The sequence below is a fragment of the Roseateles sp. P5_E4 genome (genome assembly GCF_054049255.1).
In genome coordinates this window covers 152,391-178,094 of the sequence record NZ_JBFUMS010000001.1, presented here as the reverse complement: position 1 = coordinate 178,094, position 25,704 = coordinate 152,391, and the positions used below count along the sequence as shown (strand labels likewise).

The following is a 25,704-nucleotide window of genomic DNA, read 5'->3' as shown; positions in this document are numbered from 1 at the left end:
GCCCGCGCTCTTTGTGCCCTCCAAGAAAGAACGGCCTCTCGGGGCCGTCTCGTCAGCGGGCAAAACGGGCCGTCAGGGTCGGTCGTTCAGCAGCTCTTCACACTCGACCTGCGCAGCCGCCGCCGCCTGGGCCGCCAGGCTGGGCGCCGCCACGGCAGCGCGTTCGCCGGCTTCGACAAAGGCGGCCGAGAATTGGCGCATCACATGGTCGACGCCGCGCGGCGAGACCTCGCGCAGGTCGCCTTCGAGGTATTGGCCAAAGCTCTGGGCCGACGAGATGATCTCGAAGGAGGGGAAATAGTCGACCTCGTCATGCGCGTCCGCAAACCGCCCGGCGACCGCGCGCAGCACCGCCTTGGAATAGCTGGACGCAACGATGACCGGATGCGCCGTGGCCGTGGCCACCAGCGGCACCGGCGACACCGTGACGATCCAGCGCATGCCCGGGTTCACGCCGGCGACGAACTCGCGCACCCATTCCAGGTCGGCCAGGATCTCGGGGTACTCGAAGTTCACGAAGCCATGCCGCGCCGCGTCGAACTCGCCCGCTGCCGTGCCCGGGCAGACCGGGAAGACGACACCGCTGCCCTGCTCCACCCAGGCCTCGGTCAGGCCGAGCGTGAAGACGAAGACATCGCACTCGCTGAAAAGACGCCGCACCTGGGCCAGATGCCAGGTACGGTCGGCACGCAGGTCGGCCAGCGAGTCATAGCCGCCAGCCTGGACGCGCGGGCGCAGGGCGTCGAAGATACGGCCCTTTTCGGTCAGCACCGGCGGGTCGCCCTCACGCAGGCCGAAGGCGAATTCGACGAGCTGGCGCAGTTGGCGCACCGTGTAGACATTGGCATAGCGGGCCGAGAACACGCCGTACTGCAGCTCACGCGCCCGCTCGGGCGTGAGGCCCGCGGGCGCCTGCTCCACCACCCAGTGGCTGAGGCCGAAGCTCTCCAGGCGCCTGGCCATGTGCTGGGCGAAGCAGGAACCAGCCGTCGCGATCTTCAGCGACGGGGTCAGCTTGAACTTGGTGTTCGGCTTGAAGTCGAGCTGGCCCCAGGCCTGGGCGCTGACGGTCTTGCGCCAGAAGGCCTGGGCCGGCATCTGCTCATAGGGGTGGGACATCGGCGAGTACCTCCCGTATCTGTTGCGCCAGCAGCTCGGCGTAGAGCTCGTTGCCATGCAGGCAGCCGCGCGCGAATTCGGCCTTCAGGCCGCCGTTCCCGGTCAGCGCGCCGACGGGCGGCGCCAGGCTCAGGATGCCCATCTGCGCCAGGCGCTGGTTCAGGTCGCCGTACATCAGCCGGTAAATGCGCTGGCGCATCGTGAACGGCTTGATGCCATGCACGGCAAACAGCTGTCCGAAGGCTTCGGGATTGGCAGCGATGTGCTCATGCGACTCCACCGGCGGCGGCGCCGGCACATGCACGATGCGTGCGCGCGGGAACTGCTGGCGCAGGGCCAGATGCGTCGTCCACAGCGGCTCAGCGATCTGCCGCACCCAGGCCAGCGCATCGGTGCGCGACATCCAGCGTCGGCCCGGCTCCATCCGGCCGTCGTCGCCGAGGAAGTCGCCATGCGAGGGATCGTCGACCAGGGCCGCGATCGCGAACTCCTGGCCGCGCAGCAGCGAGAAGATGACCTCGGCTTCCTGAGGGATGTGACCGAGCACGCCCGTCAGCACATCCGGGATGTAGAGCACCCCTTCCTTGAGCATGGGCGGCGGCCCGGCCACCGGGGTGTTGTAGAGCACATGCTCGCCGCGCCAACCAGGCGGGGCGTCCAGCTCGATGGGCTCACGGAACGGCACGCCGGTCGACCAGACCGAGCGGTACTTGGCCGACGACACTGGCTCGATGTAGCGGTCGATCAGGCCGAAGAGATGCGAGCTGCCGATGGCAACGAAAAGCCGTGGGGTCATGATGCTTGGGGCCGAGCATAGGGGAGGCGCGGCGCTTGCCCAGGGGGCAAAAGGGCGAGGAATGGACCTCAGTTCCCCCTACGGGACGCCGAGCGCCCGCTGGATACTGCACCGGATAAGCTCAGGAGAGCCCCATGATCCCCAAGACCCTGCACATCATCTGGGTCGGCGACGAATCCAAGCGACCGGACAACTGCATAGACACCTGGCGGGTTCACAACCCCGACTGGCAGCTCAAGGTCTGGGGCAATGCCGACCTGATGTCCTACGGCTGGTACAACGCCGACCACATCCGCGCCATGTCTGGCCGCGAGCTCAACGGCGTGGCCGACATCATGCGCTGGGAGATCCTGTTCCGCGAAGGCGGCTTCGTCGTTGACGCCGACAGCATCTGCCGCCGCCCGCTGGAGCCCTGGCTGTTCGACTGCGAGGCCTGCGCCTGCTGGGAGAACGAGATCATCCGCCCCGGCCTGATCGCCGCCGGCTATGTCGCCTCTGAACCGCAGAACCCCTTCTTCCGCCAGCTCATCCTGGACGTGAAGGAAAAGGCGACCGTCATCGACCGCATGGCCTGGCAAAGCGTTGGTCCGCTGTTCCTGACCGAGGCGCACCGCCGCTACAACTACATCAACTTGACGATCTGGCCCAGCCACTTCTTCATCCCGCAGCACTACTCCGGCATCCGCTACAGCGGCAAGGGCCCGGTCTTCGCCGACCAGGAATGGGGCAGCACACGCAAGAACTACGACGAGCTGCATACACGGAGCCTGGCATGAGCGAGACGACGATTTCCACCGACACGGACCGCGGCCCCAAGCCGGCCCTGTGCCAGCCCGAGGGCCTGCCGCCGGTGTCGGCGCTGGAGCGCGCCCACTCGCCCTATTTCGTGCACCGCATTCCGGTCAGCCGCAACCTGATGGGCCATCCGCGCGTGGCGGTGCTGCAGGAGATGTGCCGCGGCAAGCGCGTGCTGCACGTGGGCTGCGTCGACTGGCCCATCACCGACCTGAACCGCTCGCTGCACCTGCAGCTCGACAAGGTCTGCCAGCTCGACGGCTTCGACATCCACGACGAGGCCTTCCCGCACATGCTGCCGCACCTGAAAGGCCGGCTGTTCTCGTCCTGGGACGACATCAAGGACCCCTATGACCTCGTGCTGGTGCCCGAGGTGCTGGAGCATGTGCCCGACGTGAAGGGCTTCCTGGAGCAGCTGGACCGCGTCGGCGCCAAGGAATACGTCATCACGGTGCCCGACGCCTACAGCTGCTTCGCGCGGCATTTCGACTACCAGACCGAGGCCGAGACCTTCGTCGAGGTCGTGCACCCCGATCACAACTGCTGGTACACGCCCTACACGCTGGCCAACGTCATCCACAAGTACACGACGCTGGACCTGCAGGGCATCTGGTTCTTCAACAACATCTCGCTGCTGGCCATCGCCCGGCGCAAGGCCTGAAGCATCGCGATGCAGCCCTTCTTCTCGATCGTCATGGCCACGCACAACCGGCCGGCCACGCTGGCGCGGGCTATTCGCTCGCTGCGCGCCCAGACCTGCGCGGACTTCGAGATCCTGCTGGTCGCCGATGCGCTGGACGCCGAGACCGCCGCCGTCGTCGCCCGCGATCTGGGCCCGGCCGACAGCTTCCTCAAGCGCACCGGCGCCAACGGCCCCGCCGAGAGCCGCAACCAGGGCCTGGCCCTGGCGCGCGGCGAATGGGTCATCTTCCTGGATGACGACGACACGTTCGAGCCCCAGCATCTGGCCACGCTGAAGCCGCACTGCGAGCGCCCGGATGCGCAAGTCCTGTTCACCGACATCACCGTCGTCACCGAAGACCGCCAGCAGCCGGGCATCCCCGAGCTGGGCCGGCAGACCACGCCGCTCGCCGGGGCGGATGTCAACACGTTGTGGGTCAAGAACTTCATCCCCCTGCACTGCCTGGCCTACCGCCGCAGCCTGCTGCAAGGGCTGAGCTTCGACGCCCATCTCGCCTCGCAGGAAGACTGGGACTGGTTGCTGGGTGTCTGCTCGCGCGCAATGCCCGTGCACGTTGCGGGCGGTGGCGCCGTCATGCACAAGGACTATGTGAACCCTGGCGCCCGCCGCGGCCAGCAGGAGGCTTCCAACAACACCACCGTTGTGCTGGATTTCCTGCATGTCTACCGGCGCTGGTCGGCACCGACGGCTGAGCTGAAGGCCGCGCGGGCGGGGCTGCTCAAGGGCGTGGGGCTGGCGTTGCCGGTGGAGTGGTTCTAGGGGTACGGCTTGGAAATCCCGGTCCTATAGTCGCGCCGCGCCGCGGCATTGCGCGGTCGCTGGAGCGCTGCCATGGCGGAGAAGCAGGCGAAGAAGCAGGCCAGGAAGCCGGTGAAGAGCCGTGCCATCGGGCCCAGTGCGGCGGCCAGGATCGGCGATGTCGTGGTCGGTCCGGTTGCGCCGCCCGTCGTGGTCGGCCCGACCCCGCCGCCCATCATCATCACGCCAGGGCCCATCCCGCACGCCATCGAGTACGTCGGCAACCTGTTCAGCGGCAGCCGCCCCGGCGATGCGGTGGTGCGGCCTGACGATCTCGTCGCGCTGCGCATCGAGCTCGTCAACGTCGCCCGCAAGCCGGGCAGCAAACCACCCGTGCTCGCCGCCAGCGGCAGCGGCGCCGCCTCGCTGATCGTCCACCACCCGCCGCAGTCCATCGCCGAAGAGGTGTTCTTCGAGCAGCAAGCTCCGGGCACCGGCGCGCCGGACATGCCGCCGCCGCTCGACGGCAAGCCCGCGCCCTCGGCGGTGGTCCCGGACAACGAGGTCGATCCGCCGCCGATCCGTGCCCGCGCGGCCAACGAGTCGCGCATCGTGTTCGAGTGGCCCGCCGGCTTCGAGTGCCCCTACACGCTGGACGGGCTGCTGGGCGCCATCCGCACGCTGGACATGCGCGTGCCACCCGGCGCGCTGCCGCGCCCGGCGCAGCGCCGCGTGCTGGAACTGTGGCCGCGCTGGCAGCGGGCCGCAGGGGTGGTGGTGACCACCAAGACCAAAGCCAAGGCGACCAGCATCACGGCGACCACCCTTCTGCCGGTGCAAGCCATGGTCGGCCTCACCGGGCCAGCACTCAACGCCTTCAGCCTGCGCCAGACACAGATCGCCCGCCGCGKCGGCGAGGCCGCCCAGGCGACGCTGCGCCGGCGCCTGGGCGACGTGATCGGCAGCCAGGCCACGCTGCCCGACGCGGTGATCGTGGAGGTCCCGCCGGTCAGGCGCGTGCTGCCCAAACCCGCGCTGCCCACCAGCACCCAGACGGCGATCGAACTGCCCTGGCGGCTCATCATCTCGCCGCACGACGGCGAGCATTGGCGGCACGCCACCAAGGCGGCCACATCGCCTTACTCAGGCCATACCGAGCTGTGGCACACGCGGCTGCTCGGCCCCGCGGGTGTCGACTCGCCGGCCCCTGATGCGGGGCGCACGGTGCGCGCCGTCTGGGCCACCACGGGCTGGGGCCAGAAGGCGATGCAGTCGGCCTTCCCTTCCGGCTTCACCGAGCTGCCGGGGCCCGACGCGGGCAACCCCTTCGTCACCAGCGAGACGGCGCTGTCGGACTACGACCGCTACCAGATCACCCACCTGTCGTCGAACTTCTCGATGACGAACTACGAGCCCCAGCCCATCGACACGCGGCTGCTGATGCTGTCCAGCCAGGGCGCCTGGCTCGACAGCCGCGGCGACTGGGAGCCGCCGGGGCTGGATGTGGAGAGCTGGGTGCACCAGGCCACGCAGGGGCGCGACCACTATGTGCGCGTCGTCTACCGCGGCGTGCTCTTCCCCTTCGGCCACCGCGCCGTGCTCATCAAGGTCAGCGAGCGCAAGTTCCACAAGCTGCCGGGCAACCCGGCCTATCTGCGCCAGCGCATGTTCATGATCGTGCGCGAGAAGATCAAGCACTACGACGACGCGTCCACGTTGCGCCCCTTCGGCGCCGGGGACGCCACCGTCGAGCACGAGCTGCCCTTCACCTCGGTGCGCATGCTGACGACGGTGACGCCCGATCTCGCGCAGCCCATCAAGACCCAGGTCGAGCCGGGCCTGGGCCAGTTGCTCTTCTGGCCCGCCACGGGCCCGGGCGACTCGCCGACGCCCTTCCCCTTCCGCATGGCCGGTACCGACCTGGACGGGCGCGAGGTGCAGTTTGAGCTGCCGCTGATCTTCATGTCCAACACCATGGCCAGCCCCCGGGACAAGGTCGGCAACAAGCTCGTGCCCAAGCATTCGGGCACCGGCGGCGCGGCGGACACCGCCAACCGCGCCCTCACCGGCTGGCGCAAGTTCCAGATCGCCGACGCGCTGGACGACCCGCAGGGCACCGAGCGCGCCACCGCCCAGCTCAAGCGCCAGCGCGTCACGCTCGCGCTGAGCAGCAAGCCCGGCGACACGGCGGTGGAAGTGGCTCATCTCACCTTCGACGCCCATGTGCCGTCCACGGTCGCCACGAGCACCTCGTTCAAGGCCTTCAAGGCCTTCACGCCGGACCTGCTCAAGCCCATGTTCTACCCGCGCGTGTCGCGGCTGAAGGCGCGCATTGGCGCAATGGCCCAGCTCACCGGCTCCGACGGTTTCAACCGCCTGCGCTGGAACACGACCTATCTGCAAAGCGGCTTCGACCCGGGGGTCAACAAGGGCGAGGTGTTTGCCGAAGTCGTCGAGCGCGCCGGCATGGGGCGCCTCGACTTCTCCAAGCAAGGCGACCGCAGCGGCGGCTTCGTCATGCCCAACCTCAGCCCGTCGGCGTTGTCGCGCTCGCTCGGGCCGGCGGCCGGCAATGTGGCCGACGTGGTGGGTGGCCAGATCAAGGCCACCAACTTCTTCCCGCCCGGCGGCGCGGGCGACCTGCCGCTACCGCTGCTGTTCGGCTGCATCCCGCTGAGCGCGGTGATCCACGACATCACCCAGCTCTTCGACAACATCGACAAGGCGCCCAAGTTCGCCTCCGAGGCCGGCACCAAGGTCGAGGCCTTCTTCAACGACCTGATGCGGCTGTACCAGTTCATCAGCAGCCTCGCTTCCCAGCCCGGCTCGCTGGGCAGCGCGGCGCTCGACGTCGTCAAGGGCACGGTGAATGACCTGCTGCAGCAGGCGGCCGCCTTCGGCGCTGCCCAGCTCGCGCCCATCACCGCCAAGGTCAACACGCTGCTCGCCACGCTGGACAGCGTCAAGGCCCAGCTGGACAACCTGGGCAGCAAGAGCCTGGACGCCGCCAACCCGCTGGCCGGCATCAACCTCGCCGACGCCCTCGACGCGCCGCAGGGCAATGGCGCGCTGCGCGCCAAGCTGGTCGACCTGAAGAACACCGTCCAGGCCTCGACGGTCATCCCCGCGGGCTTTCGCCAGCAGGTCAACGCCGTGGTGGCCCAGGCCCTCACGGTGCTGGACTCCATCAAGCTCATCGCCGGCCTCGTCGGCCATGGCAAGACCCTGTTCGACGCGCTGAAGAACCTGCTGGACAACCCGGCCGCCGGCCAGTCGCTGGGCGAGCTGATCACCAAGCCCGCCGAGCTGGCACCCAAGGTGGAGGCCGTCAAGAACGCGCTCGGCGCTGTGAAGGGCGACGTCGCGGCCTTCCCGCTGCTCGAAGGGCCGCCGCGCAAAACCCTGCTCGACATCCTGGGCGTGGTGGAAGACGCCCTGGGCGCGGTGGGCCCCTTGCTGCAGATGCTGGAGAACCTGCTCGGCGAGGAACTCGTCGTGCGCTTCGACTGGAAGCCCGAGATCAAGAGCTGGGGCTTCGACCCGGCTTCGCCGCTCTTTGTCGTACACGACAAGCATGCCTTCATCGTCGCCGTCGAGGCGCGCATGAAGAAGAGCGGCGGCGCGCCGAAGATCCAGGTGCTGTGCGGCCTGCACCATTTCGACCTCGTCCTCATCGCGCCGGCCAGCTTCATCGAGCTGAACTTCGAGAAGATCGAGTTCAGCGTCGACAGCAACGCCAAGATGAACGTCGACGTGATGCTGTCGGGCATCAAGTTCGTCGGCCCGCTGTCCTTCGTCGAGACGCTGCGCGACCTGATCCCGCTCGATGGCTTCTCCGACCCGCCCTACCTGGACATCACGGCCCAGGGCATAGATGCGGGCTTCGACGTCTCCCTGCCGGCCATCACCTGCGGCGTGCTCAACCTCAGCAACGTGAGCCTGGGCGCGGGCTTCACGGTGCCCTTCATCGGCCAGCCGCTGTCGGTGCGCTTCAACTTCTGCACCCGCGAGCAGCCCTTCCATCTGACGGTCTACGTCTTCGGCGGCGGCGGCTTCTTCGGCATCACGCTGGACCCCAAAGGCGTGCAGATCCTGGAGGCGGCCTTCGAGTTCGGCGCCGCCATCAGCATCGACTTTGGTGTGGCCTCCGGCGGCGTGTCGGTCATGGCCGGCATCTACTTCCGCATGGAGGCCGATGCGGCGAGCCTGACGGGCTATTTCCGCCTCGAAGGCCATGTGGACGTGCTGGGCCTGATCACCGCGTCGCTGGAGCTCTACCTCGAGCTGCGCTACGAGTTCGAGACCGGCAAGGCGGTGGGCAAGGCGACGCTGACCATCGAGATCGAGGTGTTCATCTTCTCCGGCAGCGTGACCATCAGTTGCGAGAAGAAGTTCGCCGGCAGCAACGGCGACCCGACGCTGCGGCAGTTGCTGGGCCTGTCGGCCGACCCGACGCTGGCGCTGGCCGCCGAGCTGGCCGCCATCGACGACAGCACGCGGTACGGCTGGCGTGACTACTGCGAGGCCTTCGCCTGAAGGAGCGACAACATGGCAAAACAAACGCTTCTTTGGACGGTGCTTCCCAACGGCCAACGCGGCGGACGCTGGTGCGTCTCCGTCGTCATCTCGCCCCGGCTGGAGCCCGGCAGCACGGCGGAGCGCCTGCTGGGCAACCCCGCCTGGCAGCCCTGGGCCGACTGGCCCAGCACGGCGGCTGGGCTGAAACTGGAACTGGTGCTGCCCAACGGCGCCGTGCCGCTGCAGCCCTTTGTCGCGGCGCCCGAGCTCAAGCCCGACAGCGCGTTGTGGAAGCAGCTCTTCCCGGCCGACCTGCCGGTGGCGCCTTTCGCCTTCATGGACATCTCGGCCAAGAACCTGCGCTCCTACCCGGTGCGCAGCGTGCTGGGCCTGCTGCGCCAGCACTACACCCAGCTCGCGCAGACGGCGGGCGACGGCGACCACCCCGTGCTGTTGCCCTGGCGCGCGGCCGACCCGGCGCTGAAGGGTCTGCTCACCGACCTCGGCACGCGCACGCTGAAGCAAGACTTCGGCAATCGCACCATCGAGGTCCCCTTCCCCGGCTTCGGGCGCTTCCATGCGCTGCGCGGCAATTCACGGGCCCATGACCGCGCCATCGACGGCAGCGTCTTCAACGCCAACAGCTGCATCCCGGCCCCTGCACGCCTGCCGGGGCAAAAGGGCGGCAGCACCACCTTCCGCCTGCGTGCGCTGCCGCCACAGTGGGAAGACCCGGCCCTCATCCGCAACGGCAGTATCGCCACCGACCCGGCCGACCGCGAGAAGCGCGCCGTGCTGATGGAGCAGTTCAGCGGCCCGGGCGAGTACGCGCTGTGGCAGAGCGACCGCTTCTACAACCGCCGCGTGCCGACCGCCGCGCAGAAGGCCATGCGCCGCCCCGGCTTCACGGGCGTGGAGGCCTCGCCGGTCGAGCCGGACTACGACTTCCACCAGCGCATCGCCAGCTATGGCGACCACCCCCACCTGATGCGCCGCCTGGGGTTGGTGATCGACTTCGTGCTGGAGAAGAACGACCTGCTCGACTCCCTCGTCACCGCGGCCGGTGCATCGGCCGCCGCGGGCTTCATGCAGCTGCGCATCGTCAGCGGAACCATCGGCGACAGCCAGCGCCCGTGGACGGCCTTCACGGCCACGCGCAAGCGCTTCGTCGTGCGCGAGCGCACGGCTGATCATGCCGACGGCCTGCTGCGCCTCGTCGGCGCCAACGACAACTACCTGCAGGCGCGTAGCCCCTTCGACATCTATCAGGTCGACCCCGACGGCGCGTCGCTGAAGACCGTCAACTTCCTGCTGACGGCGCAGAACCTCGTCGCCAAGCACCTGGAGATGGGCGCCCACGGCGCCGTCACCTACACCACCGGTGACCGCCAGCCGGTGGCCAACCTGCGCTCCGGCGGCATCGGCGTGTCACGCCACGGCCGCGCGGGCAGTGTGGGCATCAATGCCGCCACTGCGGCGCTCAACAACGCCGCCATCAAGGCCGGCGGCGCGGCCGCGGCCGCGGTGACGCTGTTCGCCGAGGACGTGCTGCGCGGCTACCGCATCGACGCCTGGGACGCGGCCGACCCCAAATGGCGCAGCCTGGTGCAGCGCGAGGGGCGCTTCCGCGCACTCGCCCGTGGCACCCTGCCCGAGCGCGCCGTCGACTTGCCGCCGGACGAAGGGCATGTGAAGGGCGCATCCGCCACCGCCTCGCCGGGAGCACCCGACGACCAGTACCTGCACGAGACGCTCTTCCGCTGGACCGGCTGGAGCCTGGCCGCGCCGCGCCCGGGGCGCACGCTGCGCAGCGTGACGACACCCGGCACGCACCTGCAGACCGAGGAGGTCGTCGACACCCCCACCGACACCGCCACGCGCGGCAACGGCATGGCCGTGTCGATGGCGGCCGTGAAGGGCAGCCTGCCACGGCTGCGCTTCGGCCGCCGCTATCGCATGCGGGCACGGCTCGTCGACCTGGCCGGCAACAGCCTGGCGCTGGACGAGCCGGGCGCCGACGAGCAGGCCAGCGAGCCGCTGGCCTACGGCCGCTTCGAGCCGGTGGACCCGCCGGCCCTGGTGCTGACGGCCAAGGTCAGCGAAGGCGAGTCGCTGGAGCGGCAGGTGCTGCGCACCAACTACGACAAGGACGCCGCGGGCTATGTGGCGCAGATCCAGGGGGAGCTGTCCGGCTTCTACGACAACCCCGACTTCGAGTACGGCAACAGCAGCGACCGCCACATCGTGCCGCCCAAGAGCTCGCAGCAGCAGTGCGAGCTGCATGGCATGTTCGACGCCTCTATCGGCGGCGCCACGCCGGCGCGCATCAAGGCCGGCTACGCGGTCGCGGCGCGCGAGAACGGCAGCCTGCTGCACCCCGTGCCGGGTGCCACCATCGAGCTCGTGACGCCCGCCAAGGCCGCCCTGGCGGCCACCGTGCAGGGCGGCGCAATAGCGCCGCCCGAGCAGGCCGACGACACCAAGGACCGCTTCGCGGCGGGCCAGTACCTGGTGCACCGCGAGGCCATCGTGCCCGTGCCCTACCTGCCCGACCCGGCCAGCGGCGGCGTCGCCATCGAAGGCGTGCCCGGGTTGAACGCCTGGATCCAGGGCAAGCCGCTGGTGCTGCTGGCGCCAGGCCTGCACGGCTATGTGCTCGACAAGGGCGCCCGCGCGGTGTTCCTGGACGACCACAAGGACCGCCTCATCCTGCTGCTGGACTTTGACCGCGACCCTTCCAACGGCGCCCTGGCCAAGAGCTGGCCCGACGACACCCGGAGCCTCCGCCTGCAGTTGCACGAGCAGCCCGGCGAGGTGGCCACCCCGCCCTGCGGCGACGACTTCACCGTGCCCGACGCGCCGAAGTGGGACTTCAACAAGGGCATGCTGCGCGTCTTCCTGCCCAAGGGCCACGTCGCCCGGCTGCGCTACGCCAGCTTCGTGCACGACGAGCTGGTGCGCCACCTCGCGCTGCCCTACTGGCAGCCCAGCACGGCCGGCGTGCAGCGGCTGCAGGCTCAGGCCCTGGCCGGCGTCAACTGGATGCTCACGCCTTGGCGCGACCTGACCTTCGTGCACGCCACGCAGCAACCGGTGTGCGAGCCCCGCGTCGAAGCCGCCAGCGTGATGCGCCAGGCCGGCTGGCAGCACGCCGACCTGCGGGCCCGCGCCGTCCTCCTGCACGGCCCGAGCACCGGCAAGTTCGAGATCGTCGGCGAGTGGGACGAGTGGGTCGACGATCCGCTGGCCGACGACCCGGCCGACCCCGGCCCCAAGCGCGTGCCTCACGAGGCTGTGCTGAGCGAGATCCGCCTCGCGGAGATGCACGGCAACCGCTTCACGCTGGAGCAGGCGGTGGCCGAGCAAACGGCCTTCACGCCGGTGGGCGGCCAGCTGCTGCCGGCCGACCTGGCCAAGCATCCCGCCGTGCCGGGCAACCGCCACGAGTTCGGCGACACCAAGTTCCGCTTCGTGCGCTACCACCTGCGCGCCACCACGCGCTTTCGCGAATACCTCCCGCCGCCCCTGTTCACCGAGCGCCAGCGCATCACGCGCGACGGCCCAGTGGTCGAGACCGACCGCGTGCAGATCCAGGCCCACGCCCTGTTGGGCGAGGCCAAGGATGCCGGCGCGCCCATCGCCGACGTGAGCACCGGCGGCACGGTCGGCACCGTCATCCGCTCGACCAGCCCACCCGACATCCCCCAGGTGCTCTACGTCGTGCCCACCTTCCGCTGGGACCGCAGCGTGCGCGACCGCAGCACGCGGCTGGGCAACGGCCTGCGCGTGTATCTCGAGCGGCCCTGGTTCTCGTCCGGCAACGGCGAGCTGCTGGGCGTGGTGCTGCAACCCAACGACGGCAAATTCGCCGACCTGCCCGCCGAGCGCATCCCCTACCTGACCCAGTGGGGGCGCGACCCGCTGTGGGATTCGGCAAACGCCGGTGACGTGGCCAACGCCGATGCCTTCGGCGCGGCCGTGCGCACCGAGCAGGTGCTGTTGCTGGAGGACGGCCAGCCGGCCACCGTCGCGGGCCACCGCGTCTACTTCGACAAGCAGCGCAAGCTCTGGTACTGCGACATCGAGCTCAACACCGGCTTCAGCTACATGCCCTTCGTGCGGCTGTCACTGGTGCGCTTCCAGCCCCATGCCCTGGCCGAGGCCAAGGTCTCCCGTACGGTGCTGTGCGACTTCGCCCAGGTGCTGCCGCGCCGCGTCGCCATCATCAAGCGCGAGCGCAACACTGTGCAGCTCGACGTCTACGGTTCGGCCGCCAAGCGCGGGCCGATGCGCCGGCTCAACACCGGTGGCCAGGCCGAGTCCCCGCTCGCCAATGCCTCGGTCATCTCCGACTTCACCGGCACCCACCTCGAGGACGGGCGCAACCGCATGGAGGCCGTGCTGCAGCGCCAGTCCCTCGACTTCGATGGCGACATCGGCTGGCAGGACGTGCAGGTGCTGGGCGGCCAACTCGTCGGCGGCGACGCTGCGTCGCGCTCCCTGGCCCTCAAGGCCCTGGAGGCGCCAGCGCCCAAGCGCGCCGCCGAGACCGTCGTGCGCACCACCCGCGGCGGCGAGACGCTGCGCTTCGACCGCCTGGAGCAGCTCAAGCCCGTCCCCGGCCTGGTGAGGGACGTCGTCGTCGGCCCTGTTGGACCAATCGGACCGATTGGTCCCATCGGCCCGATCGGCCCGCTCTTCGATCCTCCCATCTGGTCCCACACAGGGTCCCTGCCGACCCTGGCCAGCGGCTGGCGCTACCGCGTGCTGCTGCGCGAGTTCGAGCGCTTCTACACCGACAAGACCGTCCCCGACCCGCGCAACGCGACCTGGCGCAAGCTGGTGGTGGAGGAGAGGCTGACGTATGCGGAGGCGTTCGAGGTCTGAGCGGAGGGCATCGCGGGGCGGCTGAAGTCGAAAAGCAAGCCCGCGCGGTTCGGCGAGTCCAGTGCCGTCGGTCAGTTCACCTAAATGCCCTCCCCCATAGCGGACCTCACCAACCTTGTCTCGCTAGACGGAGCTTTCGCGGCTTGCCTTGCCGCATCGCTCGTCGACACCTACCTGATCGTCGCCCTGAGCGCCTGAGAAAGCCTGGCACGGTCCAGGTCGTCGCTGATCTTGCGCGCATTCACCATCAGCTCGCATTTGTCCAGCAATGCCAGCGTCTTCTCGGCTTCGGTGTTCAGCGTGTTCATCTGCTTTGTCACATAGTCGTTGACGCTGCCCTTCACCTTGTCGCGCACGTCAAGGGGAAGTCCGAGAAAGGCGTCCTGGATTGAATCGAAAGCTTCCCTCGGGCCACCCTGCAACACCGTCACGTTCTGCCGCCATTCACGCAGTTTGGTGTCCAGCCCTACGGCTATTACACCGTTGGTCGTCACCAGCCACTTGTCGGGCTCGAGGAGGGCGCGCTCCGTATCCGTGCTGAGACCACCCATGAAACGACCGTCGTTGGCACGGAAGAAATCTTCGAATGCCTTCTCGGTACCGGCGCGCTTACGGTCGAAGATGTCTTTCAGCCCGCGCTGCACCTCAGACCAGTCGCTCTTCTGTCCGTCCGAGCGCAGGCCGGATGCCACCCGGTCCATGTCCGCAATAACCGCAGCATGCGTGGCGCGGGTTCCATCCAGGTTGCATGTCTTGAGGAACTCGTCAACCTGCTGCCGGATACCGCCGTAGGCGACGATGATCACGCCTTCGTTGTCCAGCGCGGCCTTCCACACCGCCAGACGCGAGTAGTAGCCCACCTCCACGATGTTGCGGATCGGGTCGCGGAACAGGTCGATCGCGCTGAGCACATTCTTCAAGCCGCTGTCCACAGCCAGGCCCAGCCGGTATTGCACCAGCCCACCGACGTTCATCGAGCGCAGCTTGTTCAGCACGTCCAGCACGCCCTCGGTCGCCATGCCGGCCATCTGCCCGATCTCGGCCAAGGTCGCCATGTCGTTGGCCCAGGACGCCACCTTCATCAGCGCCTCGACCACCTTGCGCGGCGCACCGGCATTGATGAGCGCCTCCGTCACGTGGTCGGTGATGGTCTTGCCGAAGGCCTTCCACGCGTCCTTCAGCGCCAGCACGGCCGTGCCCATCTGCACGTAGGCCGGCATCGCCGTCGCCAGCGCCCGCTCCAGCAGGTCCTTCAAGTCCTGCGCCGCCTTCTGCTCGGCTTCCTCGACCCGCAGATCCTCTTCACTGAGGTTCTGCCACTTCTTGTCGAGCGAGGAAATCAAGCCCCTGACCTTGCTGCCGTTGTCGACCAGCGCATCGCGCGATTCCGCGAGCTTCACGCTGCCGACGAGGCCCCAGAACGCCATCTCCTCGAATTCCACCTGCTCCCGAAAGCGCACGGCCGCCTCGCTGGGGGTGGAAACCCCGGAGAGCATGTTGTCCAGCTTGTCCTGCGCCGCCCGCGTCGTGTCCCGGAACTTGGAGGCGTACTCCGGCGCCAGCGGCTCGGGGCTGTCGTCTTCGAGGAAGACCAACACCATCGTCAGCACGGCGTCCCGCGCATTGAGGTAGTCCTCGATCACACCGGCGATGCGGGTCGATTCGGTGATGTCCAGCGCGGACTGCTGCGTGGCCAGCGCCGCACGAAGTTCGCGGCGGCGTCCGTCGAAAGATGGCATGCACGGCCCCCCGTCAGATCGGTTGCAGGCTGGTGATGCGCCAAGGCCCGAGGGCCCCTGGCATGCCGATGCGTTGCAGCCGCCACCAGCGGTTCACCGTGACGTCACTGAAGGCGCGGTAAACCCGTGGCGCGCCTTCGGCTTGGCCATCAAACAGGCCGATGTGCTGCATCTCGACGATGACCTCCTCAAGTCGTTGCTGGCCGGGGTACTGGTCACCCGGGATGACGACGCGGACATCGTCCTGCCAGACCGGCCGCATGTCGAAGACGCGTTCCATGATGCGCCTGCGCGCTTCCTCGAAATAACGCGCCGGCTGCTCCACGGCGTTGGCCCGGAACAGAACCCGTCCATCCGGCAGCGATTCCACGGACCAGGTGGCAAAGAGCGAGATCCACAGATCCTGATCAGCGGCCTTGAGCGCGGCCACCATCGCCTGCATCACCACCTCGGGCTCGGCGTTGTCGGGCGGCGCCGCGGCGCCATGGTCGTGCAGCGCCTGCTCGCCGGAAAAGCGCGCCACGCCGCCGTCCATACCGCCGTCCTGCTCGCGCAGATCGACGAACATCGCGCCGCCGATCAAGGCAGCAACCGGCTGGAGCGACAAGCCGAAGTAAGCCCGCTCGCCGACCACCAGTTGCCCCGGCCGCTCCTGCACCTGGCCGATGAGTTCGTAGCACTCGTCGATGTTCGGCATCACCAGACGGCGGTAGCGGGCCAGCGCGTCCAGCATCTGGACTGCCTGCGGCCCCTCTGCGTCGGCGAAGTAGAAGCCATCACGCGCGTTGCCAGCGACAAACCAGGTCCGCCCCGCCTCACCGACCCAATCGCGGTTGCGCAGCGGGGGCAGCAAGGCGTAGCGGCCGATCACACGGGCGCGGTCACCATGTATGGGATGCACGGCGGGAAAGAGCGGGACGATCAGGTGGTCGGCGAGTTCGGCCTGCAAGGCGGCCCATTCGGCTTCAGCCTGCTGGCGTATCGCTTCGGCGCGCTGTTCACCCACCTCGCGGTAGGCCAGGGCATCGGCTGGCAGCACGACGTCAGGCCCCTGCAGGCGCAAGCGCATCGCTTCGAAATCCTGCACAACGGCGCGGGCGAAGGGGCTCGGGTATTTCGCGGCCAGCAGTTGCACGCGCGGCTGCTGATCCTGCAGTTGGCGCAGCAGGAACTGCGAGGTCTGGGCCAATGCGTACAGCGGGTCATCGAGCACGGCAGCAGACATGGCGGCGAACTTCCCTGCCCATTCGCGCCAGCTGGAATCGAAGCCATCGTTCTCGAACATCTCGGGCGGGCCGTCGGGGCCGATCAGGATGCGGTTGTCTGCGCTGCGCGCCTGCGCCGGCCCCTGCAGCGTGCCCGTCGCCTGCACCGTGAGCCAACCCCGGCCGGGCGTGGCGCGCCGACGCAGCGTCAGCGTGACGCTCGCGCCCTCGTCTTTTCCCGCATCCGCCCAGCGCTGACTTTCCTGGTAGCCGCCGATCAGGCGGGGAGCCTCGCGCCGCGCCTCTTCAGGCGTCGAAGGGAGGCGCAGCGCCACACCGTCCACCGCGATGATCTGATCGCCACGCCGCAGGCCGCTGTCGCGCAAACCACTCAGCCAGTCGATGCCCGTCACGCGCAGCGCCGGGGGCACGGCGTCCAGCATCGGCGCGACGGTCAGGCCCGTGGTGACATCGGGCATGGTGGTTGGGCTGGCATGAACATCACGGAATCATGGTTTGAGACGCGGCGGTCGGTCCCCCTCTGTGGAAGGGTGGCGGTAGGTGTTCGACCGGGGTCGGAGTGCTGACCGTGCGCGGTCGAGCTCGCTCTGACCGCCCGAAGACAATGAAAATCATATCCAGGAACCCGAGGTTTGCTATCCAGGGCCCACCGAGCAACTGCTGCCAGCGCTGGTGAACGCCACGACCGCCCTGGTGCCCTGAAGGTTGGAGACAGGTCGCCGCGGGGGCCACCTACCGCATCAGGTGTGAACACGCACCGATGGGAAAGCGGCCTGACGGGAAACGGTGTGCCAGGAACAGGGTCTGCACCCTTCAACCCGAGGTGAGGACACCGTCATTCGACAGCTGCAGACTCGTTCTCTGTGTGCCGGTCAGGCTCCGTGGTGCGGAGGATTTCGTTCAGAACGGAAGTGGCGTAATTCCCGGCGGGCAAAGAGAACGTGAGCACCAGTTGGTTGGCGTGCGGCCATTCCCATGACATATCCACCGGCCTGGCCACCAGGGCGCGGCGCTCCTGATCCAGACCGGCGTGTTCCATGCCGTTGCACAAGGTGGCGTGACGTTCAGCCACTCCGTTTTCCAGGGCCTGCGCTTGATCGGTGGTGATCACGCGGCCCCGTCCCCAGAGCGGTCCGGTGGGCCGGCCCGCCTCGTCCATCACGTCACCGGGCAGGGTCTTGCCCCAGAGTCCCTGCTGAATTCGCAGCGCCAGCGCTTCATTGAAGACGAAGGAGCGCACCGCCGACAGGTAGATGCCCTTCTTCTTCGGGTTGCGCACGGGGATTTCCCGCGCCAGCATGGCCCGGCCCTGTTCGACGTTGCCGCCGTCATGGCCGAAACGCTGAGCGCCGAAGTAGTTGGGCGCGCCATGTGACGCAACGGCCTTGAGATTGGCCTCAATGGCGTCGCGGTCGCCGGTCACGTCACGCAGCACGATGCGGAATCGGTTGCCCTGCAGATCACCGCGGCGCAGCTTTTTCGCGTGGCGGCTCTGACCCAGCACTTTGAATTCCGGGTGCTGAAGCAGGGTCAGGTCGGGCGTCTCACCCTTCGGCAAATAGATGCTGAACCACTGACGGGTGATGGCGTAGCGGTCCTTGAGGCCGGCATAGCCCACGTCCCTTTCCTGCACGCTGGCGGCCTCGGCCAGCTGCTGGGCGACGAAGGCGGTGTTGGCACCGTTCTTTTCGATGTCCAGCCAGATGTGTTCGCCCTCACCGCAGGGCAGCTGCAGCGGCAGTTCGGTCACGATGAAATCCTCGTTGAGGAGTTTCAGGGTGGCGCTGGCGCCGCTGGCCGGATAAGCGTTGGGCCACTGCGGCAAGATCGTGTATTGAGCGTCGGTCATGAGCGGTCTGACGGCACCGGCTGTAGATAGGGATTGGCTGTCCAGCCGACAGGGGCAGTCCAGACAGTGATTCTCTCCCTGCCGTATGCCCTAACGAGCGTCAACAGGTGCGACTTCAGCCTCACTTCAACGCCAGGCACCGATGCTCGGTCACCTCGTCCACCGTGCGCTCCTGCAGTTTGCCGGCCGAGCCCATGCCCAGCTTGGTACCGGTGGCGTTGATGACGCAGTCCACCTTCCAGCGACCGTCCTCCCAGCGGGTGACGTAGCCCAGGAAGTCCACCATCTCCATGTCGCCGTTTTTCCAATCCTTGCGATAGAACAGCCGCCCCGCGCCACCCACGCCGTCGGCCTTGAGGAAGCGGTAGCCGTCCAGCGACGTGGAGTACGGAGCCCCGCGCTTCAGGGCGGCGGACAAGTCCTTTTCGGAGGCCCCGCGCTGGCGCAGGTTGGCCACCGTCTCATCGACGGCGCCCTTGGCCCGGGTCTGCTTGTAGAGAGCCACGTCACCCGCCTTTTCGGCCGCCAAATGGCTCACATAGGCAGCTTCGGCCTGGGCGACGAAGTGGTCGTTCTTCTGCGTGGTGCCATGCGCCGCGGGCGTTTGCGCCAGGGCGCTGCTTGCCAGCATGGACGCGGTGAGTGCAATGGCACGAGCATGGAGGGGCACGGACTGGAGGCGCAAGTGGGTGTCTCTGGTTGATATGTGGCGTTGTGGCCGAGCCGCACGCCTGGGCGAGCGGGTTCAAGCGGAGTGTCAGCCATCATGCCGGCGCAAGCGAGGTTGCCGGGTCCCAAGCGCTGCCGGCGGCGGTTCTACCCCGCCTCAACCCGCGCGAAGTAGGCCTCCTGGGTCCGCTTCCAGGCGGGCCGGGCCAGGCAGCGGTCCCGATAGGCCGCGAGGCCCGCATAGGGTGTCATCAATGCCTGGTCCTTGATGCCCGAAACGAGCACATGCGCCATCAGGATGTCGGCGATGGTGAATGCCTCGGTCGCGACGAACTCGCGGCCGGCGAGCCAGCGTTCGAGGCTCGTCAACACCCGGTGTACCCAGCCCACCAGGAACTCGCGGTGCTTGCCGCAGCTGCCGTCCGCTGTCCAGTCGAGCACCATCAAAGCGAGCATCGGCGGCTCGACCGTGTTCATCGCGGCAAAACACCAGCGCAGCACCTGGGCCTCGCCGGTGCCACCGGCAGGAATCAGCCGACCTGACTTCTTTGCCAGGTGGACAAGGATGGCGGCAGATTCGGACAGCACCAGCCCGTCGTCGTCGATGGCGGGGATCTGCTCGAAGGGGCTGAGCCGGCGATAGGCATCGGTGTTCAGGTCATGTGCCGGATGGTCCATGCCGGCGATCTCGAAGGGCAGTTGCATCTCCTCGAGCGCCCACAGCACACGCAGGTCGCGCGTGTGGCCCCGCGCGCCGGCGTTGACCTTGGAAAAGCCGTAGAGCCTGAGCATGTGGATTCCTTCGTTGACATTCGAGCCTAGGCGGCCCGCGGTGCGTGACGGGCTTGCATGTGCTGAGCCAGGGCAAGGGACTCGCCCGTGCGGCCCGTCGCTTCGGCCGCGCGGATGGCCAGCTCGTAGGCGCGCCGCGTCGGGCGTTCGCGCAGATTGGCCTGGGCCCAGATCCAGGCGCGCTGCGGGTCGCGGCCCGCGCCGAGGTAGAACTCGGCCGCATGGTCGGCGAAGGCGGTTGGATGGCGGGCCAGCAGAGCCTCAAAACGGCGGCGCGCCCCATCGATCTCGTCCTGGCCGCGTGCCACCTCGCCCTGGCGCGCATGCAGCGCTCCCAGCAGTGCCATGGCCTCGGGCTCATCGGTGTGAATGACGACATGCAGCAGCCGGGCCTCTGCCGCGGCCTCATTGCCGCGCGCCATCTCGATCTCGGCGAGGTGGATGCCGGCCGCCGCGTAGTCGGGCAGCAGCCGCAGGGCCTCGGCGTAGAAGGCCGCACCCCGCGCCGGGTCGCCGCCCTGCTCGGACCACATCAGGCCGCGAGCGAAGGCAACGGCGGCGGCCGGAAAGGGCAAGGTGGTGTCCAGCTCGCGCAGGGCCCGGGCATAAAGCCGGTCGGCTTCCTCCAGGCGACCGACGGCGGCCACGCCGCGGGCCAGCGCGCAGTGGCTGGCAAAGCCGGGCCGGCGTTCAGCCTCAGCGTGCAACGCGGGTAAGGCTTCTGCGGCACGGCCAGTGGCCACCAGCAACGCAGCACGCTGGGCAGGCGTTGCGCCAGCGGCGTCGAGGTCCGCTTGGGCGTCGGCAAAGCGGTGGGCGGCCATGCGGGCCCGGGCCCGTTGCAAACGGTCGGCGGCACTGTCCGCCCTCGCCTCGGTCAGGGCCGCAGCGCGGTCCAGCACACGGTAGTCGGCCAGGAACTGCAGGCGCAGCAGCCACAGGTCGAGCGCTGCTGGATCGTCGGCTTGGCGCCGCAGCTGGTCGTCAAGATTGATCAGCGCGATGCTGCCCAGGGTGGTGGTGGCTGGCGGCGCGGCGCACCCTGAGAGAACGGCAATGGCCAGGGCGACAAGAAGGATGCGGTTCATGGCGCGGACAGGAAGGGGAAGTGGGTGGTGGAGTGCTCGTGGTCGTCACGTGTGACACCGTCATCAGCGACATCGGGCGTGCCGCGGATCAGCAGCGAGCGGAACACGGCATTGACGTTCTGCAGCGGCGTGCGGCCACCGCAGTCCGCCAGTGGCGGCGCCCCCAAGGCGCTGCGCTCGACGGCGAGGTAATGCAGGCAGCGCGTCTGCCGGCTGTCGACCCAGAGGCGGTCGTCGGCCAGCAGCTCGGCCAAGCGCTTGTAGCGACCGGGCGTCGCGTCCTGCGCATCGGCCAGCCACTGATTGCCGGCCACGCCATCGAAGCTGTCATACAGCGCCAGGTTGCGGCCGATCTCGGTGGCAAAGCCTGGCCAGCCGGCGGGGTCGGCGCGGTTGTAGGCCTCCTTCAGCAGGTTGGCGATGTCTTCCTCGCCGACGGTGGCCAGCAGGGCGTTGCCGGTCAGCGCGCGGCCCATGCGGTCGATGGGCGCGCCCGGCGGCGGCGGTTCATTGGCCGGCGCGAGCTGGCGGCGCTCGCTGCGGCCCCACACGGCCAGCAGCGGGCCGCCGGTGTTGACGAGGCCGAGGTCAACAGAGGCCACGATGGCCGAGGCCGTCCACCCCGCCAGGAAGTTGCGCGCCGGGCCGCCCTGAGTTTGGCCCCAGAGCTGGGGAAGGCGTTTGAGCGTCTCGGCATCGAAGCGGCGAAAGCCGCTGGCGTCCTGCGGTGCCTGGCCAGCCTGGATGGCAGCACCAGCGGCATTCAAGGCGCTGCGCGTGCCGCGCACGTTGTTGAAGTAGGGGTCGTCGCGCAGGCCGGCGAAGACGCGAAAGCGCCCGCCCCGACCTGCCAGGCCCTGTGGGCTGCTGACGTCGCCCTGCAGGCGATCGGCGCGGCCGGCCCAGCAACTGGCGGCGCCCGCGGCGTCGAACTGGCAGACCAGGCGGGTGGTGGCCGAGGTGCGGCCCAGGGCCTGGCCGCTGTCGACGTGGAAAACATACTGGACCTGGTCGGAAAAGCGTTTGCCGACGATGTCCATGACGAGATTGAGCCGCTTGCCGTCAGCCGAGGTCCAGGCGAAGAGATCGCCAATGTCCGCAGCCGGGTCGGCGATGACGGTGGGCGTGTCGAGGTGGTCGGCGGCGAAGGCGGGTGCCGTGGCGAGTGCGGCCAGCCAGACGGAGCGAGAGAGGAGGGTGAGGAGGTTTTTCATGGCACGCAGCCTAGGGAAGCCCGCCGCAGAAAACTTGGCAAAAACTGCGATGCCTGCTGACAGCTTCTGCACATCCGCCCTCCTACGATGCGCCGATGTCCCTGCCCCCGCACTCCCCGGCCGAGGCCGAGCGCCGCTACCGCCCGCTGCAGCGCGGCGCCGGGCTGCGGCTGATGCATTGCCAGTGCCGCGCCGGCCGGGGCGAGCGGGCGGTCGACGAGGAGCATCCGGCCTTCTCGATCACGCTGGTGGACCGCGGCCAGTTCACCTACCGCACCCGCGCGGGTGGCGCCTTGCTCAACGCCGGCTGGCTGATGCTGGGCAATGTCGGCGAGGGCTATGCCTGCTCGCACGAGGACAGCGATGGCTCGGGTGACGACTGCACGGTGCTGTCACTGTCGCCCGACCTGCTTGAGCAGACGCTGGGCGCCCTCGGTGTCGCCAAGGCGGCGAACCGCTTCTCACGGGCCTGCCTGCCGCCGCTGCCGCGGGTCGCCGCCCTCTTCCAGGGGCTGGACACCGGCGGCGACGAGGGTTTCGCGCTGGAGGAAGCCACCCTGGCCATCGTGTCGCAGGTGCATCGCGCCCTGATCGATGGCGAAGCCCCGGCCGCCTTACCACGACAGGATGAGCGTGCCCGCGCGGCAGCGCATTGCATCGAGACACGCAGCGCCGAGGCGCTGACGCTGGAGGAGGTGGCCCAGGTCGCCGGCCTCAGCCCTTTCCATCTGCTGCGCGTGTTTCGCCAGTCCATCGGCGTGACGCCGCACCAGTACCTGATGCGCACGAGGCTGATGCATGCGTTGAGCCTGCTGCGCGACACCCGCCGGCCGGTGACGGACGTGGCCTACGACACCGGCTGGGCCGACCTGTCAAATTTCAACAAGGCCTTCCGTCGCGAATTCGGCTGCTCGCCGCGCAGACTCAGGGGCACGGGCCGTCGAGAGATCTCTCTCGAAGCCTGAGCTGGCCTACTCGCCCCACTTGCCGATGTACTTCTTGTAGTTCTCGATCCAGCCGTTCGAGCCGAAGCCACCCTCGCTCTGGTGGGTGATGGCGATCGGCCAGGTGGCCAGGCGCAGGCCGGCGGTGCGGGCGCTGCGGCAGAAGTCCATGTCGTAGAAGTGGAAGTCAAAGCGCTCGTCAAAGCCCACCTGCCTGGCACGCAGCGTGTCGCGCCTGGCGGCCAGCAGCACGCCATCCAGCAGTTCGCATTCCGCCGGCACGGGCCCGAAGGCCGAGATCTGGCCGAAGGGGCCGGTACCGTGGGAGACGATGCCACTGAGGTTGGCGCGGTCGTCCCATTCGAACTTGGTGGTCGGGAAGGCCCAGGACGGCTGCATGGGTGCGCGGCGCTTGTTGCCGGCGACGCCGATGACGTCAAAGGCGTGCAGGGCCGCCATCACATGCTCGTAGAAGAAGTAGTCGTCCAGCCAGACGTCGTCGTGGATGAAGGCCAGCACCGGCGCCGCGTCGGCGGCAGCGATGCGCTCGTTGTAGAGGATGGGCAGGCCGCGGCTGTTCTCGAAATAGACGCGCGGCCTGAGGCGGTCGTCATGGGCCATGCGGCGCAGCGACAGGCCCAGGGCGGACTTGCCCCAGAACTCATCGGGCGTGCAGCGGGTGGCGCAGACGAGGTCGATCACGAGGGCTAGCGAAGGTAGAGGGCCAGCGTGTCGCAAGGCGGGTTGCGCACCGGTGGGCAGGGAGCCGTGCGGCGGGCGTTGTTGAGCGCATAGGCCAGCTCGCGCGGGTGGTGCCATTGCTCGTAGAAGCGGCGCGAGGCCCGGGACTGCTCGGCCAGGGACTCAGGCGTCTGCGCGGCCAGCACGCGGATGAAGTCGTCCGGCGTTTCCCACCACAGTGCTTCCTCGTAGATGAGATCGCGCGTGGAGTGGTGCTTGGACAGCGTGCTCTGCTGGATCAGCACCGGCAGGCCCGCGCCCTGGGTTTCGACCAGGCCTTTGGCCCCCTGGAAGGGAAAGGACGAGATGCACAGGTCGACATCGCCGTCGCGCAGATGGTTCCAGAGGCTGCGCACCGGCGGCTGGTATTGGAAGCGCGCCGGGTCAACGCCGGCGCCAGCCAGACGGTCCCTAAAAGCGTCGATGACGGGGCCGGGCAGCATGCCGATGTGCAGATGCGTGCCCCCCACCTCGGCCAGGCGGCGCAGGATGACGTCCAGGTAGTCGTAGCGCGCCGGGGCGATGAACTTGCCCGCCGAGCCGTGTGAGCAGGTGCGCAACTCGCCACCGGCCATGAAGGCATGCCCCGCGCGAGCGCCCTGGTCAGGCGCGGTCAGCGGCCAGTAGACCGCGTGGTGCACGCCCAGAAAGTGCTGGCATTTGTGGAAGGACAGGTTGGTGCAGTCCACATGCAGCGCATGCGGCAGGTAGACGCCCAGGGCCATGTCGTGGTCGGCATGGTGGAAATAGGCAATCTCGCGCGCCACGCCCGGCTGCGCGGCCGCGACCGCGGCCACGTCGTAGTGGTGATGGAACAGCGTCAACAGCCCGGGCTTGAGCGTGGCGAGCTGCAGGTGCAGCCACTGGAGCTTGTCGCGCAGCTGCATGGGCGGCGCCAGCAGCATCTGCACCGTGGGCGGCAGGTCGGCCAGGAAGTTCTGCAGGGGCAACTCGCGCTCATGCAGATTGGTCACCACCACGACATGGGTGAGGTCGGGCCGGGCGCGGATGACGTCCTTCAGCGCGAGCGAGTGGCCGCCCTGGCCGTCGTACAGCTCAGTGGCCACGTGCACGGCGAGGTGGTCGTGATAGCTCTCGGGGGTTGCCAGGTTGAGCTGGCGCGCGGCCAGGGCGCCCGCGGCCAGGCAGAAACGGTCCATCTCGGCGGAGCCGAAGACCAGGCCCTTGGCCCGCGGGTCATTCAGCAGCGCGATGACGGTGTTGCTGAGTTCCATCAGCATCGCCGGCCAGTCGCCCGCGGCCTGCAGGCCATCCAGGCGCTGCACCAGGTTCAGGTATTGAGTCATTGAAGGACCGGTGGGTCAGCGCGCGATGACGGAGATGCCGTCGGGCAGGTATTTCCTGTACTTCTCGAATGAGGCCTCCATGGCCTCGCGGGAGATGGCGTAGAAGTAGTCCTCGCCCTCCTCCCGTGTGCGCACGGCGCCGAAGCGTTCGTGGAATTTCCAGACCGACTCGTTGCCCACCCTCACGCTGAAGTGCGAGGCGGTGAAGCCCAGGCTCAGGGCATAGCGGTAGACCATCAGCGCCGACTCCACCGCGAAACCGCTGGGGCGGTCGTCGGCCAGGATCCAGGAACCCCAGGAAAAGGAGTCGCCCTGCGGGTCATACAGCCGCACGGTGCCGTGCCGGGTGCCGGCGTGGTCCTCGATGATGAAGTAGACCTGGCTGTCATCGCCGGCATAGGCCTGCAGCCAGGCGCGCTGCGCGGCCACGTCGGACGAGGTCTTGGAGAGGTACTGGCCTTTGACCGGATCGGTACGCAGGCCGACGATGAACTCGGCATCATCCACCGTGGCGTCACGCAGGACGATGCTCTTGCCCAGCACGCGGGCGGGCTTGACCAAAGTGATCGGCATGGCGGC

18 protein-coding genes are annotated in these 25,704 nt (G+C 68.4%); 6 read left to right on the top strand and 12 right to left on the bottom strand.

What is annotated here, in order from left to right; all coding sequences use genetic code 11:
* Positions 1-72 precede the first annotated feature (72 nt).
* Positions 73-1,119 carry a GSCFA domain-containing protein gene (locus tag ACXJLH_RS00800; protein ID WP_457442169.1) on the bottom strand — a complete coding sequence of 349 codons (1,047 nt, stop codon included), beginning with the start codon at positions 1,117-1,119 and terminating at the stop codon, positions 73-75.
* On the bottom strand, positions 1,103-1,915 hold the full coding sequence (locus ACXJLH_RS00795; protein ID WP_457442168.1) for a hypothetical protein: 813 nt from the start codon (positions 1,913-1,915) through the stop codon (positions 1,103-1,105). The genes ACXJLH_RS00800 and ACXJLH_RS00795 overlap by 17 nt, the downstream gene beginning before the upstream one ends.
* Before the next feature lie 134 nt (positions 1,916-2,049).
* Here ACXJLH_RS00795 and ACXJLH_RS00790 point away from each other — a divergent pair, with 134 nt between their 5' ends.
* From ACXJLH_RS00790 to ACXJLH_RS00770, 5 genes are all read left to right on the top strand, one after another.
* Positions 2,050-2,691: a glycosyltransferase family 32 protein gene (locus tag ACXJLH_RS00790; RefSeq protein WP_056196558.1), complete on the top strand. Its 642-nt coding sequence runs from the start codon at positions 2,050-2,052 to the stop codon at positions 2,689-2,691.
* Positions 2,688-3,371, top strand: coding sequence for a methyltransferase domain-containing protein (locus ACXJLH_RS00785; RefSeq protein ID WP_056196555.1), 684 nt, complete (start codon positions 2,688-2,690; stop codon positions 3,369-3,371). The genes ACXJLH_RS00790 and ACXJLH_RS00785 overlap by 4 nt, the downstream gene beginning before the upstream one ends.
* A gap of 9 nt (positions 3,372-3,380) precedes the next feature.
* Positions 3,381-4,172 carry a glycosyltransferase family 2 protein gene (locus tag ACXJLH_RS00780; protein WP_457442167.1) on the top strand — a complete coding sequence of 264 codons (792 nt, stop codon included), beginning with the start codon at positions 3,381-3,383 and terminating at the stop codon, positions 4,170-4,172.
* 72 nt (positions 4,173-4,244) lie between these two features.
* Entirely contained in the window at positions 4,245-8,687 is a 4,443-nt protein-coding gene (locus ACXJLH_RS00775; protein WP_457442166.1) for a hypothetical protein, read from the top strand.
* A 12-nt stretch (positions 8,688-8,699) separates the two neighbouring features.
* Positions 8,700-13,556, top strand: coding sequence for a hypothetical protein (locus ACXJLH_RS00770; RefSeq protein WP_457442165.1), 4,857 nt, complete (start codon positions 8,700-8,702; stop codon positions 13,554-13,556).
* Between the two features lie 170 nt (positions 13,557-13,726).
* On the opposite strand, the gene ACXJLH_RS00765 is transcribed toward ACXJLH_RS00770, so the two are convergent.
* From ACXJLH_RS00765 to ACXJLH_RS00735, 7 genes are all read right to left on the bottom strand, one after another.
* Positions 13,727-15,199, bottom strand: a complete 1,473-nt coding sequence (locus ACXJLH_RS00765; RefSeq protein WP_457442164.1) for a hypothetical protein — start codon at positions 15,197-15,199, stop codon at positions 13,727-13,729.
* A 109-nt stretch (positions 15,200-15,308) separates the two neighbouring features.
* The gene (locus tag ACXJLH_RS00760) at positions 15,309-16,979 is read right to left on the bottom strand and encodes a hypothetical protein (RefSeq protein WP_457442163.1); all 1,671 of its coding nucleotides are present in this window, start codon (positions 16,977-16,979) and stop codon (positions 15,309-15,311) included.
* Between the two features lie 377 nt (positions 16,980-17,356).
* Complete coding sequence (gene truD, locus ACXJLH_RS00755; protein WP_457442162.1) at positions 17,357-18,370, bottom strand: tRNA pseudouridine(13) synthase TruD; 1,014 nt, start codon at positions 18,368-18,370, stop codon at positions 17,357-17,359.
* 121 nt (positions 18,371-18,491) lie between these two features.
* Positions 18,492-19,040, bottom strand: a complete 549-nt coding sequence (locus ACXJLH_RS00750; protein WP_457442161.1) for a hypothetical protein — start codon at positions 19,038-19,040, stop codon at positions 18,492-18,494.
* Positions 19,041-19,186: 146 nt separating this feature from the next.
* Entirely contained in the window at positions 19,187-19,831 is a 645-nt protein-coding gene (locus tag ACXJLH_RS00745) for a glutathione S-transferase family protein (protein ID WP_457442160.1), read from the bottom strand.
* 26 nt (positions 19,832-19,857) lie between these two features.
* On the bottom strand, positions 19,858-20,919 hold the full coding sequence (locus ACXJLH_RS00740) for a lipoprotein (protein WP_457442159.1): 1,062 nt from the start codon (positions 20,917-20,919) through the stop codon (positions 19,858-19,860).
* A complete protein-coding gene (locus ACXJLH_RS00735; protein ID WP_457442158.1) occupies positions 20,916-22,133 on the bottom strand; it encodes a hypothetical protein in 1,218 nt (405 codons plus the stop codon). The genes ACXJLH_RS00740 and ACXJLH_RS00735 overlap by 4 nt, the downstream gene beginning before the upstream one ends.
* Positions 22,134-22,228: 95 nt before the next feature.
* Here ACXJLH_RS00735 and ACXJLH_RS00730 point away from each other — a divergent pair, with 95 nt between their 5' ends.
* The gene (locus tag ACXJLH_RS00730) at positions 22,229-23,098 is read left to right on the top strand and encodes a helix-turn-helix transcriptional regulator (RefSeq protein ID WP_457442157.1); all 870 of its coding nucleotides are present in this window, start codon (positions 22,229-22,231) and stop codon (positions 23,096-23,098) included.
* A gap of 6 nt (positions 23,099-23,104) precedes the next feature.
* On the opposite strand, the gene ACXJLH_RS00725 is transcribed toward ACXJLH_RS00730, so the two are convergent.
* The 3 genes from ACXJLH_RS00725 to ACXJLH_RS00715 are packed head-to-tail and all read right to left on the bottom strand — an operon-like array spanning position 23,105 to position 25,698.
* Complete coding sequence (locus tag ACXJLH_RS00725) at positions 23,105-23,779, bottom strand: glycosyltransferase (protein ID WP_457442156.1); 675 nt, start codon at positions 23,777-23,779, stop codon at positions 23,105-23,107.
* A 5-nt stretch (positions 23,780-23,784) separates the two neighbouring features.
* Complete coding sequence (locus ACXJLH_RS00720; protein ID WP_457442155.1) at positions 23,785-25,125, bottom strand: hypothetical protein; 1,341 nt, start codon at positions 25,123-25,125, stop codon at positions 23,785-23,787.
* A 15-nt stretch (positions 25,126-25,140) separates the two neighbouring features.
* On the bottom strand, positions 25,141-25,698 hold the full coding sequence (locus ACXJLH_RS00715) for a GNAT family N-acetyltransferase (RefSeq protein WP_457356434.1): 558 nt from the start codon (positions 25,696-25,698) through the stop codon (positions 25,141-25,143).
* Positions 25,699-25,704 lie beyond the last annotated feature (6 nt).